We start from the raw sequence: 16,012 nt of genomic DNA, 5'->3' as shown, positions 1-16,012 counted from the left end.
CTGTGCAACATGATTTTATTGTTAGGGCACATAATTATCCACCGGCTGCACCTCAATCCACGACTGCTCTTTATCCGTGAGGCAGGACGTGAAAAAAGCGGTGACTGCTCCTTTTTCGTTGGTAAATACAAATGGCCGCTCCCTTCTCCGGAAAGTGAAAGAACTGCCATCATCGTAGGTTACTTTTTTGGAATAGACGGATTCCGGGGAAACCAGTTGATAGTGAATGCCATCCTTAGATGCATACTGGGCCCCATCTTTATTAACGCCGGTAGCATCTCCGCGAAAATCGCTCAGGATCACGTTATATTGACCGGATGCCCACCAGATGGTAGGATCTTCCAGTTGGTTAAGGCCAGGCAGTAAATTATTTCCTTGCTGTAAAAGTGAATAAGGCCCTTTGAAAGAAACTGCCGTATAACCCTGTGCTATCCTTATATCACCAATGGCCTTTCTGCCGAATACATAAACGCTGCCGTCCTTTTTCACGAGAGGTGCAGGGTTTGAAAATGGCATGGCCAGGCTATCTATCCTCGTCCAGGGGCCTGTGATCTTACTGGCATAAGCATAACCGGTTTCGTTGGCGGAGGAAATATAATAGAGTACGAAGGTATTTCCAGCTTTAACGATCTTCGGATTATGCGCACGGTCATTATCCCAATGCCCTTCTCTCTTTTGCAGCACTACTTCCCGGAATGTATAAGGGCCGTACAGGTTATTGGAAGTGGCGCGCACTACTTCGGAATATTTTGTCCACCCGGCTAATCCATACTGCTCCGGCCAGCGGGAGGCAAACATATGATAAGTACGGCCTACTTTTATCACGGTAGGGCACCAGAGGATATACCCCGGCATTTTAAATCCGCCATTTTTCACGGCAGGTTTCATAGCTGATCTTAATGTGGGTGGAGGAACTGGTATCAGTTTTACCATTACCACACCGTGTTCTGCCACAGCTGTTTTAAATTCTCCTTCAAAAACACCAAGGTCTTTTTGCCGCCAGAGGTCCCGCACAATGTATTTCCCTTTGATGCCTAGGTCTGCCCATTTGAGAGAGAGCTGTTGTGTACCGCTGTCTGCAAGATTGAACAGGCCGGCAGCTTTGCATCCTTCTTCAATATCTTTTGCCATCACCACCAGGTCTCCCTGTTTGGAAACTACGGTAGCCTGCCTGCCTAAAGGGTCCTGGTTGATAGCGATCACTTCATCATTCGTTAATAGGCCTAAAGTGAAATCATCCAGCTTCGTCATATCACAACCCAGTAATAAGGGAACAGACATTAAACACCATGCGCTCATGTGTGCATATTGTTCATCGGGCGTAAGTTTGGAAGGCCATTTGTCTTTTGCATTCCATCCTACCACACCAACGATCATCATATCAGGATCATTCCAATGCCCCGGCCTTGCAAAAGGTGCCCATTTATCCTGTGTGGGAATGCGGCTTTTCAGGCTTTTCCAGTTATCCTTGATATCACCGCCGGTACGCCATGCATTGGATACAGCAGATAGTTCTGCGATAGTGGCAAATGGTATACTGTTAGAAAGACTGTATACAACATCTCTGCCACTACTTCTCAACGCATCATACATTGTTTTTGTTTCCGGTAATTCTGCAGGGGTCCAGTCGTACTTCATATAATCCACATCCCACAATGCCCACTGTTTTACATCTGCATCCACAAAAGAATAAGTACCGATAGCATAGGGAAGTTGTTTTTTATTCCTTGGTACCTGTTCTTTTGTGCGTTCAAATTTCCCTTCGGGATTCATAGCAGTACCACCTGTACGATGCCCGTAGGATTCAACCCATGGAGTAGAGTAGATGCCGAATTTAAGCCCCAGTGCATGTATATCATCACTTAACTGCTTCATGTCAGAGAAGCGGGAAGTATCAGGTTGAATGGCATGTAAGGGGCCGCGACGTTCACCCTGCCAGCCGTCATCTATATTTATATAGGACCATCCGTGATCAATAAGTCCGCTGGATGCCATGGCTTTAGCTTGTGCCAATACATCTGCCTGCGTAATACGGGTGCCATAGATATTGTAATGGTTCCAACCCATCGGGGGAGTGAGTGCAATATCTTCTCCCACTACTATTTTCAACACTCTTTTTGAGGAACCAGCCTCATTTTTCGCCTGTAATAAAATAATATACTCGCCTGGTCTTTGAATGCTGCCAGTGATCTTGCCATTGCCTGTATCTATTTTTACACCGGCTGGTAAATTGCTTGCGGAAAAGCTCATGGGCCTTTTTCCGGAAGCCGGAATGGTGAAAACGATGGGATGCCCGGGCCTTACGCCAAATACTTTCGCACCATTGATCTTTGGCTCAGGGCCATGCGCAGGCGTAAGTGAAACAGGTTGTGCAACTGCATTTAATGCCAGCAGCACCATCCCTAAAAGGAAAGAGTATTTCATGAAATGTTATTTATTATTTAGTGAGGTCCCAGGCAGTATTATACGACTTGCCTGATTTAGCTGTTACCCATATCAGGCCCAGTTCCTGGTCCGGATGTTGGATCAGGGGAAGGATATCATTTCCCCAATCACGAATAGGATCTTTGAGTTTCCACCATCCTGATTTCTGGCTGCCATTCATTCCATCTTCATCTGCGGGATAACCTAATTGAAATGCACAGGCCGTTGGATAGAAATGATTTGCCCAATCCGCAAACCCTTTGTTCAGGTCTGCAAGGGTACCTTCAGATGCATCGTCAATGAACAGCAGGTCGCCCTTGCCACGATAAGCAGGAGGCATATAAGAAGGGTTATAGTGTCGAAGGAATAAACGGTAACCGGGCCGATGTGATTTTACTTTTTCATCCCATACTTTTGTAAGTGAATCCGTAGCTTTTCCAAAATATTCCAGTTCAACCCCTAAACCTGCAATGCAGCGGTGGTGCCTGAATTTTCCCAGCCATTGATCGATCATGGCCGCAACATTATCTCCTTTAAAAGGAAATACTTCCAGGAACACAGTTACGCCTGCTTTATCCATATGAGATAGATATTGTTCATGCTCTTCAGCAGATAAACCTTTGTGAGCGGGTGTAAGTTTGGAAAGATCACCTACAGCCCAGGTGGCAAGCGGTGCAGAGCCGGGGAATTTTTTGTTCACATGAAAAATAACTTTAGCCAGTGAAGCAGGATCGGGAAGATTGATGAAGGTACCGATCTTAATATCCAGTTTGGTAACCCCATCTCCCGCACTTTTGCGGGTGGGCTGCCATGCGCCGGACCATTTGAACTTAGCAGGGGCCTGTTCTGTAACAAAGCCGTACAGGGCAAGCATGGCAATGCCGGCAAGTAAGGCGCGCTTTACGTGTTTCATTTACATGGAATTTCCAGCTAAAATAGGGAATAATTTACGGCAAAGCAACCCTGTCCCCGTGGGACTTAGGCTCAGAGATCACCAGGAATTGCAGGTTCGCAGCACCACGGTTTTCGATATGATGTTTTACACCTGGCGCAATATGTAAACACTCATTGGCCTGCACTGTTATTTCTTTTTCTTCCACTGTAAAAGTTGCTGTGCCGGATAAGATATAGAACAGTTGCTGTGCGCGTGTATGAAAATGTGGTTGTTCAGCAGTGCCGGGTGGCATGTTTTCCTGGATCACACTGAGGCTATCTGTTTTTAATAAATGCCATCCGTCGCATTGATTACCCCAGGTATAATGTTCAGCAGTATGAATCGAACTTAACATAGCGCTAAGGTACTACTTCCGGCAGAAAGCGTTACTTTTAAGGCATGAAGGTTTTTATCACAAGAGTGATCCCCGAAAAAGGGCTACAACTATTACAGGAAGCGGGTCTTCAGCTTACGCAATGGACGGAGAAAAGAGATCTTACGCCGGCTGAACTGATAGCATATTGTAAGCAACATGATGCATTATTAAGCGTGGGCCCTAATAAGATCAACAGCAGCTTTTTGCAGGAATGCAGCCATCTTAAAGTAATTGCCTTACATGCAGTAGGTTTTGATAATGTGGATGTACCTGCTGCCACAGCCTTAAAGATCCCCATCGGCAATACTCCCGGTGTATTAAGTAATGCCACGGCGGATACGGCTTTTTTACTGATGCTGGCCGTTTCGCGCAAAGCATTTTACATGCATAAACAGATCGGCAAAGGGCAATGGGGCTTCTTTGAACCCACTGCTAACCTGGGAATAGAACTAAGCGGTAAAACATTAGGAATTGCTGGTTTGGGAAAGATAGGTTTTGAAATGGCCAAACGTTGTATCGGTGCTTACGGCATGAAAGTGATCTATCACAACCGGCATACAAACCAGGAAGCGGAAGAAGTGCTGAAAGCTGAAAAAGTATCCTTCGATGAACTGCTTGCGCAAAGTGATGTATTATCCGTGCATACTGCTCTTACGCCGGAAACAAAGGGGATGTTCAATAAAGCCGCTTTTGATAAAATGAAACGCAGCGCCATTTTTATCAATGCTGCGAGAGGAGGGATCCATAACGAAACGGATCTTTTAAATGCCCTCAATGAAAAGGTGATCTGGGGTGCGGGTCTGGATGTAACCAACCCGGAACCTATGGCTGCTGATAATCCATTGCTGGAGATGCCCAATGTGGCCATACTCCCGCATATTGGTTCTGCAACAGTTGAAGCAAGAGATGCCATGGCTATCATGGCAGCAAAGAATATCATGGCCGGTTTAAAAGGAGAACGGTTACCCTTTGTGGTAAATCCTGAGATCTATTAGCGTTTGATCCACATTTTTAACTGCAGGTCCGGAGAAACATCCACTACCTGGTAACTGGTGGGCACCTCGTTTTCCAGGCTATGGAAAGTAACCAGCCGGGTACCACCTGGTTTTTTATCCAGCGCCCTGCAAAGGAAACGCGAATAATAAACATACAGGCTGGCAGAGCATTCTATATCATGATCGATCTTATCTCCTTCATCTATATTCTCAAAGAAGGAGTTGTAGAAATAGAAGTTATCATATGCATCCAGGTCTATCTGCGTGAAATTAGCATGAATGAAATCCACGTTCTGCACATTAGCCGCTTCCCTCGCTTCTAAAGAAAGATGATATAATTCCTCCCTTTGCTCCACGCCGTAAAAATTCACATGCGGGAAGCTGATGCCTCCAAGGATACAAAATTTACCCACGCCGCTGCCAATATCCAACACCTTTTTACCCGGGCCATTGGCCAGGAATTGGGCTGATTTTCTTGCTACGCTCATGGGAGTCCAGTGCCGTTTAGACAATTGTTGGATCCTTTCCGGGTACAACCAGTCAAAGGCAGAGTCGGTTGTATATCTGGCAGGTTTAACTACAAGACTTGAATTTTGCATATGCTGTATCAGGATACTTTAATGCTGCGAATGAGTTTTTGATAGTCTGCGGGTTGCAGTAACTCTTCTTTATCTTTATTCTGGAACTTCATAGGCGTTACAAAGAAGATCCAACCCTGGTCCTGTGGACTTTCCAGTATCAGGTTGAGGTTAGTCTTTAATTTTGCATTAATGCCCAGGAATTTGCAACGCAACGGGGAGTGCAATGGGATAACAGTACTTCCCGAGTGGATATTTGCGATGAGTGTGTTCTTTTCGATGGTGCCTTTATTATTGACCCATTCGATATTGTCTATTTTCTTTATTCCTGCGAGTCTGAACATGGATAAACCTACAAATCCAACGGTTCCATTAAAATCAATCCATTCATGTTCCTGCGTAAAATGGATCCTCGGTCTTGAAATAGTTGAAATATTCATAGTGCAAAATTACCATTATTAACCCAACAATCCTGATAATAGGGTTTTTCAATATGTATAAAAACGTTATAGTGTAAATTAATAGCATGGGTTTGGCTGGTGTGCCTCAAGGCTTCACGTCAATTTTACACTTTAAAAGAAAACGTTAAAATTTGGCCGGCAGCCTTTAAAAACCTTAAAAAAAGGGAATCGGGCTCCTTTGCCCCGATTTAAAATCGCGCAGGAAATAAAAAGTATTTTCTATCTTACTTCTCAATCAACCAGAATTATTCGTTACGATAAGCAAGTATCAACCAAGGAAATAGGATAGAATGAATCATTCTCCAGATACACTTTTGGTGGAACAATTAAAGGAGGGAGACCAAACTGCGTTTGATGCTTTATTTGTAAAGTATTATAAAATGCTTTGCGTGAACGCCTACTGGTTCCTACAGAATGAACAGGAAGCAAAAGACCTGATCCAGACCTTCTTTATGGATATATGGGATAAAAAATTATACCTCCAGTTCGACGGGGATGTAAAAGGATATCTGCATACCGCCGTAAAGAACCGTTGCCTTAATTATATTAAGAAACAAAAGCTCCGTTACGAACACCAGGAAGCATTTTCAAACCTGCAGGATGATACCTGCCAGGCGCAACCCGATGCCGTACCGGACTACTATAAACAATTGCACACTTCCCTGAACGATATCTCCGGCCAGAAGAAAGTGGCCATTCAAATGGTATACATCCAGGGAAAACGTTACCAGGAAGCAGCAGAAGAAATGGGTATCAGCATTAATTCTTTTAAGACGCATCTGAAAAGAGGATTGAAACTATTGCGGTTCGCAGTAAATAGTAAAAAGTATTAACTTGTTCACCCAATTGGAAACACAGGAAAAAATATTTCAGTTATACATTCAAAAACTTTCGGGGCATCTTTCCCCGGAAGAGGAAGCTCATGTAAAGAACATGCTGGCCCAGGACGCCGGTTTCCGGGATACCTGGAATGCATTGGAAGAACAGGACCGTTCCATTCAGGCCACAGACTACCTGCAAGGCCTGGACCCTGCAGCTGCGCTACATCAGCTGAAATCAAAAAGATCAGCACGCACCCGCAGGCTCAGGATGATGTCTGCCGCCGCCGCTGTATTAATATTAGTATCCGCAGGGGCTTATTTTATTTTTCCCGCAAAAGAGAAAGGCACCAGCCTGGCTGAATTGGTAGCAAAGAGCAAGCAAACAGTGAACCTTATTACAGCTAATGGCCAGTCTGTTACCCTCAACCAGGACAGTGCGGCAAAAACCATTCAACTCAACAATGCGGTACTAAATACCGGCAATGGAGCCCTGGCCTACAATTCCCAGGATACTGCGGAGAATACCCTGATGGTTCCTCCCGGCGAAACCTATAAACTCACTTTGTCTGATGGTACAGAGGTACGCCTCAATGCATCCACCCGGTTACGTTTTCCTTTCCGCTTCGGCAAAGCTACCCGGGATGTGTATGTGGATGGAGAAGCTTATTTTAAAGTAACCAAAGATGCGGCTCATCCTTTTGTGGTACATCTGCCACAATCCAGCGTAACAGTACTGGGTACTTCTTTCAATGTGAACACTTACGAAGCCGCAGCGGAAAAAACCTCGTTGGTGGAAGGAAAGGTGCTGTTGCAAAACCAATGGGAACTGAAACCCGGTATGCAGGGTATTGTAGCTGCCGGCAAAACATATTCCACCCGCGAATTTGATGAAGAGGAAGTACTCTCCTGGATGAAAGGCGTGTACTATTTCCATAAAATGCCGCTCGCTGAACTCACTGTGATCGCCTCCCGGTTCTATGGCATAAAATTCATTCCCGATAACGATAAATTTGCCGGCATTGCTGTTACCGGCCTGATGGACAGGGCTAAACTCCCTGAATTCCTGACAGATCTGAAAACCACTGCCAATGCGGATTTTCATTTCGAACAACAGACTATCCTCCTTAAATAGCTTATCCCCCCAAAATTTTTTTATACCACTGTCACCCATTTTGGGAAAGCAGGTGTAGTTAATTTGAATTATTGCTGACACCATCGTATAAACTAATTAAACGATTTTTTCCACATGAGAAAATGTATGCGCGATTGCCGGCAGGCTACGCGAAGGGCATTACAAGCCCTTGTGCTTAGCTGCATCCTTTTTTCCGTATTCCATGTTGCCGAAGCACAGGTAAAGTCGCTTCAATCCCCGGTTACCGTTTCCGGCAACAACATGTCCCTGTTACAGGTTTTCAGGGCCATTAAAAAACAGACCGGCTTTACGCTGGTGTACAACAATCAATTGTTGGACGATGGTGAGAAATTGAACCTCAATTTCAGGAACACTGCTTTGCAGGAAGTGCTGGACTTTGTTTTTAAGAACAAAGGCATCATTTACGAATTACGCAGCAACCGTATTGTGCTGGACAAAAAGGCGCCGGAAGTAACGCCGGCCAGGCCCAACTTAGCACAGGAGGAAAAGAAAACGCAAACAGTTAAAGGCCAGGTAATGGACCCCGAGGGTAATCCCATTCCTGGCGCTACTGTTTCTGTAAATGGCACCAACAGGGGGGTGGTTTCAGATGCCCTGGGGATCTTTACCATCGATGCTGCTCCAAATGAAATATTGCGGGTAGCCATGCTGGGCATGAAACCGGAAGAGTTGAAAATAACCGGCCAGAAAACATTGAAGGTGACGCTCCTTCCCAAAGTAGATGACCTCAATGAACTGGTGGTGGTAGGTTTCGGCCAGCAAAAGAAAGTTACGGTTACGGGATCGGTATCCTCCGTGAATATGGCAGATATGCAAACGCCTGTACGTTCTCTCACCAATGCATTGGCTGGTAAAGTGGCAGGTGTGATCTCGATGCAGAACAGCGGCGGTGAACCAGGATATGATAACCCGCAATTCACCATCCGCGGTATCGGTACTTTTACAGGAAGCACTTCTCCGCTGATCATTGTAGATGGTGTGCAAAGGGAAGATGTAAACAGTACTTATGGCGGTGCTTTTAATAATATTGATCCGGAAGATGTACAAAGCATCACATTGCTGAAAGATGCTTCCGCCACTGCAGTATACGGTGCAAAGGGAGCAAACGGTGTACTGATCATTACCACCAAAAGAGGGGTGGCCGGGAAACCAAAAGTTTCTGCTAAAGTAGAAAGTGGCTTCAATGGTTTAACCCGCATGCCCAAAATGCTGGATGGGGTTACTTATATGAAACTATATAACGAAGCCCGTGAAAATGCCGGTGAAACACCTGTTTATTCGGATGAGCAGATCGCCAAAACAGCCAGTGGCCTTGATCCTTACTTATATCCTAATGTAAACTGGATAGACCGGATCTATAAAGACTGGGCCTCCATGACCAATGCCAACGTGAATGTAAGTGGTGGCGGAGAATCCATGCGCTATTATGTGTCTATGAGCTTTTACAACCAGGACGGGCAATACAAAGTATCAAAGATCAACGATTATAATCCCAACCTCAACTTTAAACGCTACGACTTCAGGAGTAATATAGATCTGAACGTTACCAAAACAACCACCTTATCGCTGAACCTTGCCGCTATGCTGGTGAACAGCCGGTATCCCGGTTCTCCTGCAAGCGCCATCTGGTACAATTCCTATTCCACGAACCCAATCGCATTTCCGGTACAATACCCGGATAAAATGTGGGCTGGTCCCCGTAACAACGGCGGCGCCAATCCCTTCAACCTTGTACAGAACAGGGGCTACAGCACAGAATTCAAACCGTCTGTTCAATCCGTTCTGTCGCTCGTGCAGAACCTGGATGGAATTACTAAAGGCCTGAAAGCTACCGGCCGCTTTTCTTTTGATACTTATGGAGAATTCAATACCAGCAGAACAGGTGATAACGATCTCTGGTACGCAGGCTCCCGTGGCTCGGATGGTAAACTAATATTTGAACAGGTAAGAACCGGTTCTTCTTTCCTGGGCTACAGTTCCAATTCACAAGGCGAAAGAGTAATGTACCTGGAAGGGAATATTACGTACGACCGTACTTTTGGAAAACATAATATTGGCGCATTGGTAGTAGGTACCATGCGGAACCGCCTGATCGGCAATGCAGATAATTTGAAAAGAGCTATTCCTTTCCGTAATCAAAGTGCGGCTACCAGGATAACATATGCCTTTATGGATAAATACCTGGCAGAAGTGAATATTGGTGCTACCGGATCAGAGAACTTTGAGAAAGGAAGAAGATGGGGCACTTTTCCGGCGGCGGCTATAGGATGGGTAATCAGCAAAGAAGGTTTTATGGAGGGTGTTTCAAAAACCCTTACCCTGTTGAAGCTTAGAGCATCTATTGGTACTACAGGGAATGATGCTATTGGGGCTAATAATGGCAGCTATGACCGTTTTGGATACCTCACTTATGTGGATGGTGCGAATGGTATTCAATTTGGTTCTTCCCCAAGAAGTTATAATGGAATTGCCGCCAATGTGATCGGTACGGAGAACCTCACATGGGAAACATCCACCAAATCCAATATTGGATTGGATGTAAACCTTTGGAACAAACTAACGCTGAATTTTGATGTATTTAAAGACAAACGGAAGGATATTCTTATTGAACGTCAATCACTCTCTTCCATTGGCGGTTATGGTGGCCAAAGGATTTATGCCAATATGGGCGAAATGGAGAACAAAGGTTTTGATGCAAGCCTGGAATATATTGACCAGATCAGTAATGATGTAAGCCTCCGCCTGTTTGGAAATATTACCTATGCCAGGAATAAAGTGCTCTTCGCAGACAATCCTAAAATGCTCTATGCATATCAACAGTGGGAAGGCCATTCTCAATATGAGTGGTACGGCTATGAAGACCTTGGATTATTCGCTGATCAGAACGATGTAGATAAAAGCCCCCGGCAGTTAAGGCCTCTTTTTCCCGGAGATATTAAATACAGGGACCTGAACGGTGATGGAGAGATCAACAGCAATGACCAGACTTACATGGGCAAAAATTCTTTCCCTACCTGGTCCTACGGAATGGGCTTTAACCTGGGCATAAAGAGATTTGAACTATCCGCCATCTTTGCCGGAATAGAAGACGTATGGATCATGGCAAACGGAGATCTTCATACCCTGAATGATGGTTCCGCCAATGGAGTAGGAGTTGTACCCTTTACCGGTATTGGCCAGTATCCTGCGAACATACTCAGCAATGTAACTGACCGCTGGACAAAAGATAATCCCCGCCAGGATGCTTATTACCCTCGCCTCACGATCACCAATTCCAGTGATAATAACTATCAGCGCAGTACACGCTGGTTAAAGGATGGGAGCTTCATGCGTTTGAAACAAGCTACGCTGAGCTATAACATCATTACACCAGCCATGCGGAATAAAGCAATCAGCAGCCTGCAGGTATATGCAGCAGGTACCAACCTGCTCACCTTTTCCAAGTTTAAATTATGGGATCCTGAGTTAGGCAGCAACGGTGCAAAATATCCATTTGCCAAAACAGTTACCCTGGGATTAAGAGCTAATTTCTAAATAAGAAAAAGATCATCATATGAATAAGCATAAATACCTGTTACTGCTTTGTGCAGGCATCTTGCTCTCCTGTAGTAAATACCTGGATAAAAAGCCAGATAACCTTCTCACAGAAGATCAGATCTGGCAAACAAGGGCAAATGCAGAAGCTTATCTGAATAATATCTATTACACTGTGTATAATGGTATGGATGGCGGAGACTATGCCACCGTAGGGGCATCAGATGAAAGTTCCGTATCTATCTCCACTGTGAACGTAAGGCAAATGGTGAGCGGCAACTGGAGTGTTTCCAGCGGTTACTTTTACAACTGGGGCGCATATTATACCGCGCTGCGGAAGTCTTTCATCTTTGAACAGAATATAGATAAGGTGCCCGCCGTACAATTAAGCAATGACCTGAAGGCACAATACAAAGCAGAGAACCTTTTCCTTCGTGGTTATTTTTACTGGATGCTGCTCAAACAATATGGCCCTTACGTAAAAGTAACCGGCCTCATTGAGCAGGATGCGGATTTTAATAAATATCCACGCGCACCTTTCGATACCTGCGTAACCTATATCAATCAATTGATGGACCAGGCAATGCAGGGGCTTCCGGCAGCATGGTCCAGTTCCAGTAACCTCGGCAGGCCTACCAAAGGTTCCTGCATGGCCATAAAAGTAAAAGCCGCAGTGCTGGCAGCCAGTCCTCTTTGGAACGGCAACCCTTCCTTCGCTAATTTCAAAAATCAGGATGGTACAGCGCTGGCACCTGCCACTGCTGACGTGAACAAATGGAAGATAGCCGCTGATGCCGCAAAAAGACTGATAGACTCCGGACAGTATAAATTATTCACCAACCTGGATAATGGCGGAACAACCTTTAACCCATACGAATCTGTAAGGGATGTACACTTAACCAACTGGAACGATGAGATCATTTTCGCCAATGTAGGCTGGAGCCGCTGGGGCTGGACGAAATGTGCTTCCCCTGGTCCGGGCGCTTACAACATGTACAATGCCACTCAGAACCTGGTTGACGCTTTCTCCATGATCAACGGCCGCACCATCGATGATCCCGCTTCCAATTATGTGGAAACAGGTTTTGCTCCTGCCAACAGCACAGCCACCTGGGGCGGTCATAGAAAAGGAGAGTGGAACATGTATGCCAACCGCGAACCAAGGTTCTATGCCAATATCATGTACAACGCCAGACCGGTAGTGCCGGCACAAACAGTGGATGATAAGAATTATTATTCTTCAGACAATAATATAGATGGTACCGGCCGCGTAGAATTCTATTACAACGGGAAATCCGGTCAGAAATCTTCGGGTAGCAATAATATTACCGGCTACCTGCCTTTAAAAAGGATCAGTCCCAATAGTAATATCCGCCAGGATAATGTAACCTTTCATGGCCCATACATCCTCATCCGCTATGCAGAGATCCTGCTGGACTATGTAGAGGCATTGAATGAATACGATCCTAACAATGCAGACATCGTGAAGTACCTGAACATGATCAGAACACGCGCAGGTATTCCGGGGATTGAAACCGTTTACCCTGATGCAGTAGGTAACACCGCTAAAATGCGGGAGCATATTTTAAGGGAGCGCCAGGTGGAACTTTGTTTTGAAAGCGATCGCTACTCCACACTGGTACGCAGGTTATTACTCGGCTTACCTAAATACACCGCCATCTATGGTATGGATGTAAATGCCAACGATAACGGTACGGGTTTCTCTTTTACCGGTTTCTACAATCGCAAACTCTTCCAGCAAAGGTTCTGGGATAATAAAATGTATCTCTTCCCCATTCAGCTGGGAGATATTGAAAGAGACAGGGCATTGGTGCAGAATCCGGGATGGTAATCAAATTATTGACAATTTAATTTTTGGAAATGATCAAGCCTTTAATAAGATCTATCATATTCTCAGCCGTTTTCATTGCCGGTTGTAAAAAGGACGATAAAAATGTTCATGTGGACGGCGCGCCCATGTCGGTTGAAAGTTTTGTACCCCTGCAAGGTGGCGGCGGAACATCCATCCTCATCAGCGGTGTGAATTTCACCGGGGATACTTCCCAGCTGGAGATCACTATCAATGGCAACAAACTCGCCATCGTTGGTGCCAATACCAAACAGATCATGGCCGTAGTGCCTAAAAAATGCGGATCAGGAAAAGTAACCGTAAAGATCGGGAAAGATGTGGTGAACAGCACCATGGATTTCAATTATGTATTCACCAGAACGGTTAGCACACTCGCGGGGAATGGAAATTCCGGTTATGCCAATGGAAAAGGGGACGAAGTGGAGTTTAATTTCAAAGGAGAACCCTGGTACAGAAGCCAGGGTATAGCAGTGGATAAGGATCTGAACGTGTATGTAGCCGACCCCGGTAATCACTGCATCCGTAAAATAGACAGTACGGGAACAGTGACCCTTTTCTGCGGTAATCCTAACAGCAGCGGTTACGCAGATGGTAAAGGTCTGGATGCCAAATTCATCTATCCTTATGATGTGGCAGTAGATAAGGATGGAAACGTATTCAGTGTTGACCCCATTAACTGGGATATCCGCAAGATCACGCCGGACGGTACAGCCACTACCTGGTTATGGGCTGCGCAGGAGCCATGGATGGTAGCAATTGATAAATCCACCAACCTGCCTTATTATGGTAATCACTCTGGCGCAGGCGGTATTTACAAAATAACGGCACAGTTCGCTGCCGAAAGGATCATTGCAGATATTTCGTGGCCAGCCGGTTTTGATTTTGACAAAGACGGTAACCTTTATCTTTCCGGTAACGGGGATAACACTATTACTAAATACGCCAAAGGAACCTGGGCCCCCACTATCATTGCAGGGCAGAAAGGAGTGGCCGGTTATCAGAATGGCCCCGGCCCTGCAGCTAAGTTCTCCAATCCCTGGGGGCTGGAAGTAGATGCAGCAGGCAATATTTTCGTTGCCGGAAATGGTACCGGTGGAGGAGATGTAAACAGTCCTGATCAAAGTATCCGTTTCATTGCAGCCAATACCTGGACGGTATCAACTTATGCAGGAAGTAGTTCCGCCGGTTATTCGGATGCCATTGGAGAATCTGCTGCATTCAGTGCGCCAGGTGGTGTAGCTATTGATAAGAATGGTACCGTTTACGTGCTTGACAAAAATAATAACAGGGTTAGAAAAATAGTTTCAGAATAGACATGCGAGTATTACTAATGATCATATTACTGGCAGGTGTTACGACCTCTGCCTGTAGCAAAAGGAACAGCCCCTCCGGCACGCAGGAACCTCCCCGCCAGAATACTTTCTATGTGGCACCCACGGGGAATGATGCTAATGCGGGCACTCCCGCTGCTCCTATACGCAGCATCAATACAGCGCTTGGCAAAGCGATCCCCGGAGATACCGTGATCGTAAAAGGAGGCACCTATTACGAAAAAGTAGTGTTCCCTAAATCCGGCAGGCTGGAAAAACTCATCACCTTAAAAGCCTTTCCGGGAGAAAGAGCGATCATCGATGGCACCGGTCTTTCTATCACCGGAAAAGAAGCGCTGGTCTTTATCCGCAATGCCAGTTACGTGGTGTTTGAAGGATTTGAAGTGTGCAACTACAAAAGCAGCACGCCCTGGGTGAATATCAATGGTATCGTGGCAGACCAGGGATCAAGCAATATCATTATCCGGAAGAACAAGATCTATAACATTGAACATAATGTTAATCCGGAGGATGGCAGGAGTGGCCATGCTATTGAGATCATCGGTAATACTGCCATTCCGATGAAAAACATTGTTGTAGAAGAGAATGAGATCCATGACTGCAATACCGGCTACAGCGAGAATCTTACAATCAATGGATACGTGGATGGTTTTGTGATCCGGAAGAATACTATTTACAATGCAGAGAACATTGGTATCGATGCTGCCGGTGGATATGCTGCAAATACGGTTCCGGCTTATAATTATGCCCGCAACGGACTCATTACCGAAAATCATTTATATAATATCAATATGAGAACAGGCCCTATTGGTGGCATTCACAGTTATGGCGCTATTGGTATCTATATTGATGGGGCACGTAATATAATTGTAGAAAGGAACAAGGTGCATGATACAGACCGTGGCATCGGCATCGTCAGTGAAAATGATGCTTTCCCCACCAGCGATTGTATTGTCCGCAACAACTTTGTGTATAATAATTTCCGGGTAGGAATATACCTGGGAGGTTACCTGGGATATACCGGTGGCGGCACCCGCAATTGTTATGTGCTGAACAATACGCTGTATAAGAACAACAGGGTATTAGGGGCATTTGACGAAATAGAAGGAGAACTACGCCTCACAGAAAATTGCTTTGATAATGTGATCCGCAACAATCTTGTGTATGGCGGCCCAGCGGACCTGTTTGTACACAAATACACCAACACCGGCAGCGGTAATATCATTGACAATAACCTGTACTTCACCACCAATACACCCGGTTGGATCTGGAATACCACTAACGGTACCCCTTACACGGATTTTGCCGCATGGAAAGCGGCCACAAATGTAGATGCTAACTCAATATATGGTGCAGATCCTTTGATCACTGACCCTACGCTGCCTGATCTGCGGATACAGATCACATCCCCTGCAAAGAACGCCGGCTTTGTGATCTCCGCAGAGAAGCAGGGAACGTTGGATATAGAAGGAAACCCAAGGATCGCGAACGGTAAGATCAGTATCGGAGCACATCAATAGAAAAGCAAAAGGGCA

At 45.4% G+C, this 16,012-nt stretch carries 12 protein-coding genes; 7 read left to right on the top strand and 5 right to left on the bottom strand.

Annotation, left to right across the window (positions count from 1 at the left end):
- Nucleotides 1-21 precede the first annotated feature (21 nt).
- From BUR42_RS29370 to BUR42_RS15930, 3 genes are read right to left on the bottom strand one after another with little or no spacing between them, the layout of a single operon-like run.
- Entirely contained in the window at nt 22-2,424 is a 2,403-nt protein-coding gene (locus BUR42_RS29370; RefSeq protein ID WP_084185600.1) for a putative Ig domain-containing protein, read from the bottom strand.
- Between the two features lie 13 nt (nt 2,425-2,437).
- A complete protein-coding gene (locus tag BUR42_RS15935) occupies nt 2,438-3,337 on the bottom strand; it encodes a hypothetical protein (RefSeq protein WP_074240171.1) in 900 nt (299 codons plus the stop codon).
- A gap of 34 nt (nt 3,338-3,371) precedes the next feature.
- Nucleotides 3,372-3,713 carry a cupin domain-containing protein gene (locus tag BUR42_RS15930; RefSeq protein WP_074240170.1) on the bottom strand — a complete coding sequence of 114 codons (342 nt, stop codon included), beginning with the start codon at nt 3,711-3,713 and terminating at the stop codon, nt 3,372-3,374.
- A gap of 44 nt (nt 3,714-3,757) precedes the next feature.
- Here BUR42_RS15930 and BUR42_RS15925 point away from each other — a divergent pair, with 44 nt between their 5' ends.
- On the top strand, nt 3,758-4,729 hold the full coding sequence (locus BUR42_RS15925; RefSeq protein WP_074240169.1) for a 2-hydroxyacid dehydrogenase: 972 nt from the start codon (nt 3,758-3,760) through the stop codon (nt 4,727-4,729).
- Here BUR42_RS15925 and BUR42_RS15920 read toward each other — a convergent pair.
- Nucleotides 4,726-5,217, bottom strand: coding sequence for a class I SAM-dependent methyltransferase (locus BUR42_RS15920; RefSeq protein WP_084185599.1), 492 nt, complete (start codon nt 5,215-5,217; stop codon nt 4,726-4,728). The genes BUR42_RS15925 and BUR42_RS15920 overlap by 4 nt on opposite strands.
- A gap of 119 nt (nt 5,218-5,336) precedes the next feature.
- A complete protein-coding gene (locus BUR42_RS15915; protein WP_074240167.1) occupies nt 5,337-5,747 on the bottom strand; it encodes a glycine cleavage system H family protein in 411 nt (136 codons plus the stop codon).
- A 311-nt stretch (nt 5,748-6,058) separates the two neighbouring features.
- Here BUR42_RS15915 and BUR42_RS15910 point away from each other — a divergent pair, with 311 nt between their 5' ends.
- The 6 genes from BUR42_RS15910 (at nt 6,059) to BUR42_RS15885 (ending at nt 15,997) form a co-directional block, all read left to right on the top strand.
- Nucleotides 6,059-6,601, top strand: coding sequence for an RNA polymerase sigma factor (locus BUR42_RS15910; RefSeq protein ID WP_074240166.1), 543 nt, complete (start codon nt 6,059-6,061; stop codon nt 6,599-6,601).
- 1 nt (nt 6,602) lies between these two features.
- Nucleotides 6,603-7,721, top strand: a complete 1,119-nt coding sequence (locus BUR42_RS15905) for a FecR family protein (RefSeq protein WP_074240165.1) — start codon at nt 6,603-6,605, stop codon at nt 7,719-7,721.
- Nucleotides 7,722-7,835: 114 nt separating this feature from the next.
- The gene (locus tag BUR42_RS15900; RefSeq protein ID WP_074240164.1) at nt 7,836-11,276 is read left to right on the top strand and encodes a TonB-dependent receptor; all 3,441 of its coding nucleotides are present in this window, start codon (nt 7,836-7,838) and stop codon (nt 11,274-11,276) included.
- 19 nt (nt 11,277-11,295) lie between these two features.
- Nucleotides 11,296-13,128, top strand: a complete 1,833-nt coding sequence (locus BUR42_RS15895) for a RagB/SusD family nutrient uptake outer membrane protein (protein ID WP_074240163.1) — start codon at nt 11,296-11,298, stop codon at nt 13,126-13,128.
- 29 nt (nt 13,129-13,157) lie between these two features.
- Nucleotides 13,158-14,459, top strand: a complete 1,302-nt coding sequence (locus BUR42_RS15890; RefSeq protein WP_074240162.1) for an IPT/TIG domain-containing protein — start codon at nt 13,158-13,160, stop codon at nt 14,457-14,459.
- Between the two features lie 2 nt (nt 14,460-14,461).
- On the top strand, nt 14,462-15,997 hold the full coding sequence (locus tag BUR42_RS15885; protein WP_074240161.1) for a right-handed parallel beta-helix repeat-containing protein: 1,536 nt from the start codon (nt 14,462-14,464) through the stop codon (nt 15,995-15,997).
- Nucleotides 15,998-16,012 lie beyond the last annotated feature (15 nt).

Origin of the sequence: Chitinophaga niabensis (assembly GCF_900129465.1) — a bacterium.
In the GTDB taxonomy this organism is placed as follows: Bacteria; Bacteroidota; Bacteroidia; order Chitinophagales; family Chitinophagaceae; genus Chitinophaga; species Chitinophaga niabensis.
Note: the sequence above shows the minus strand (reverse complement) of the source record. Positions and strands in the feature narration are given on the sequence as shown.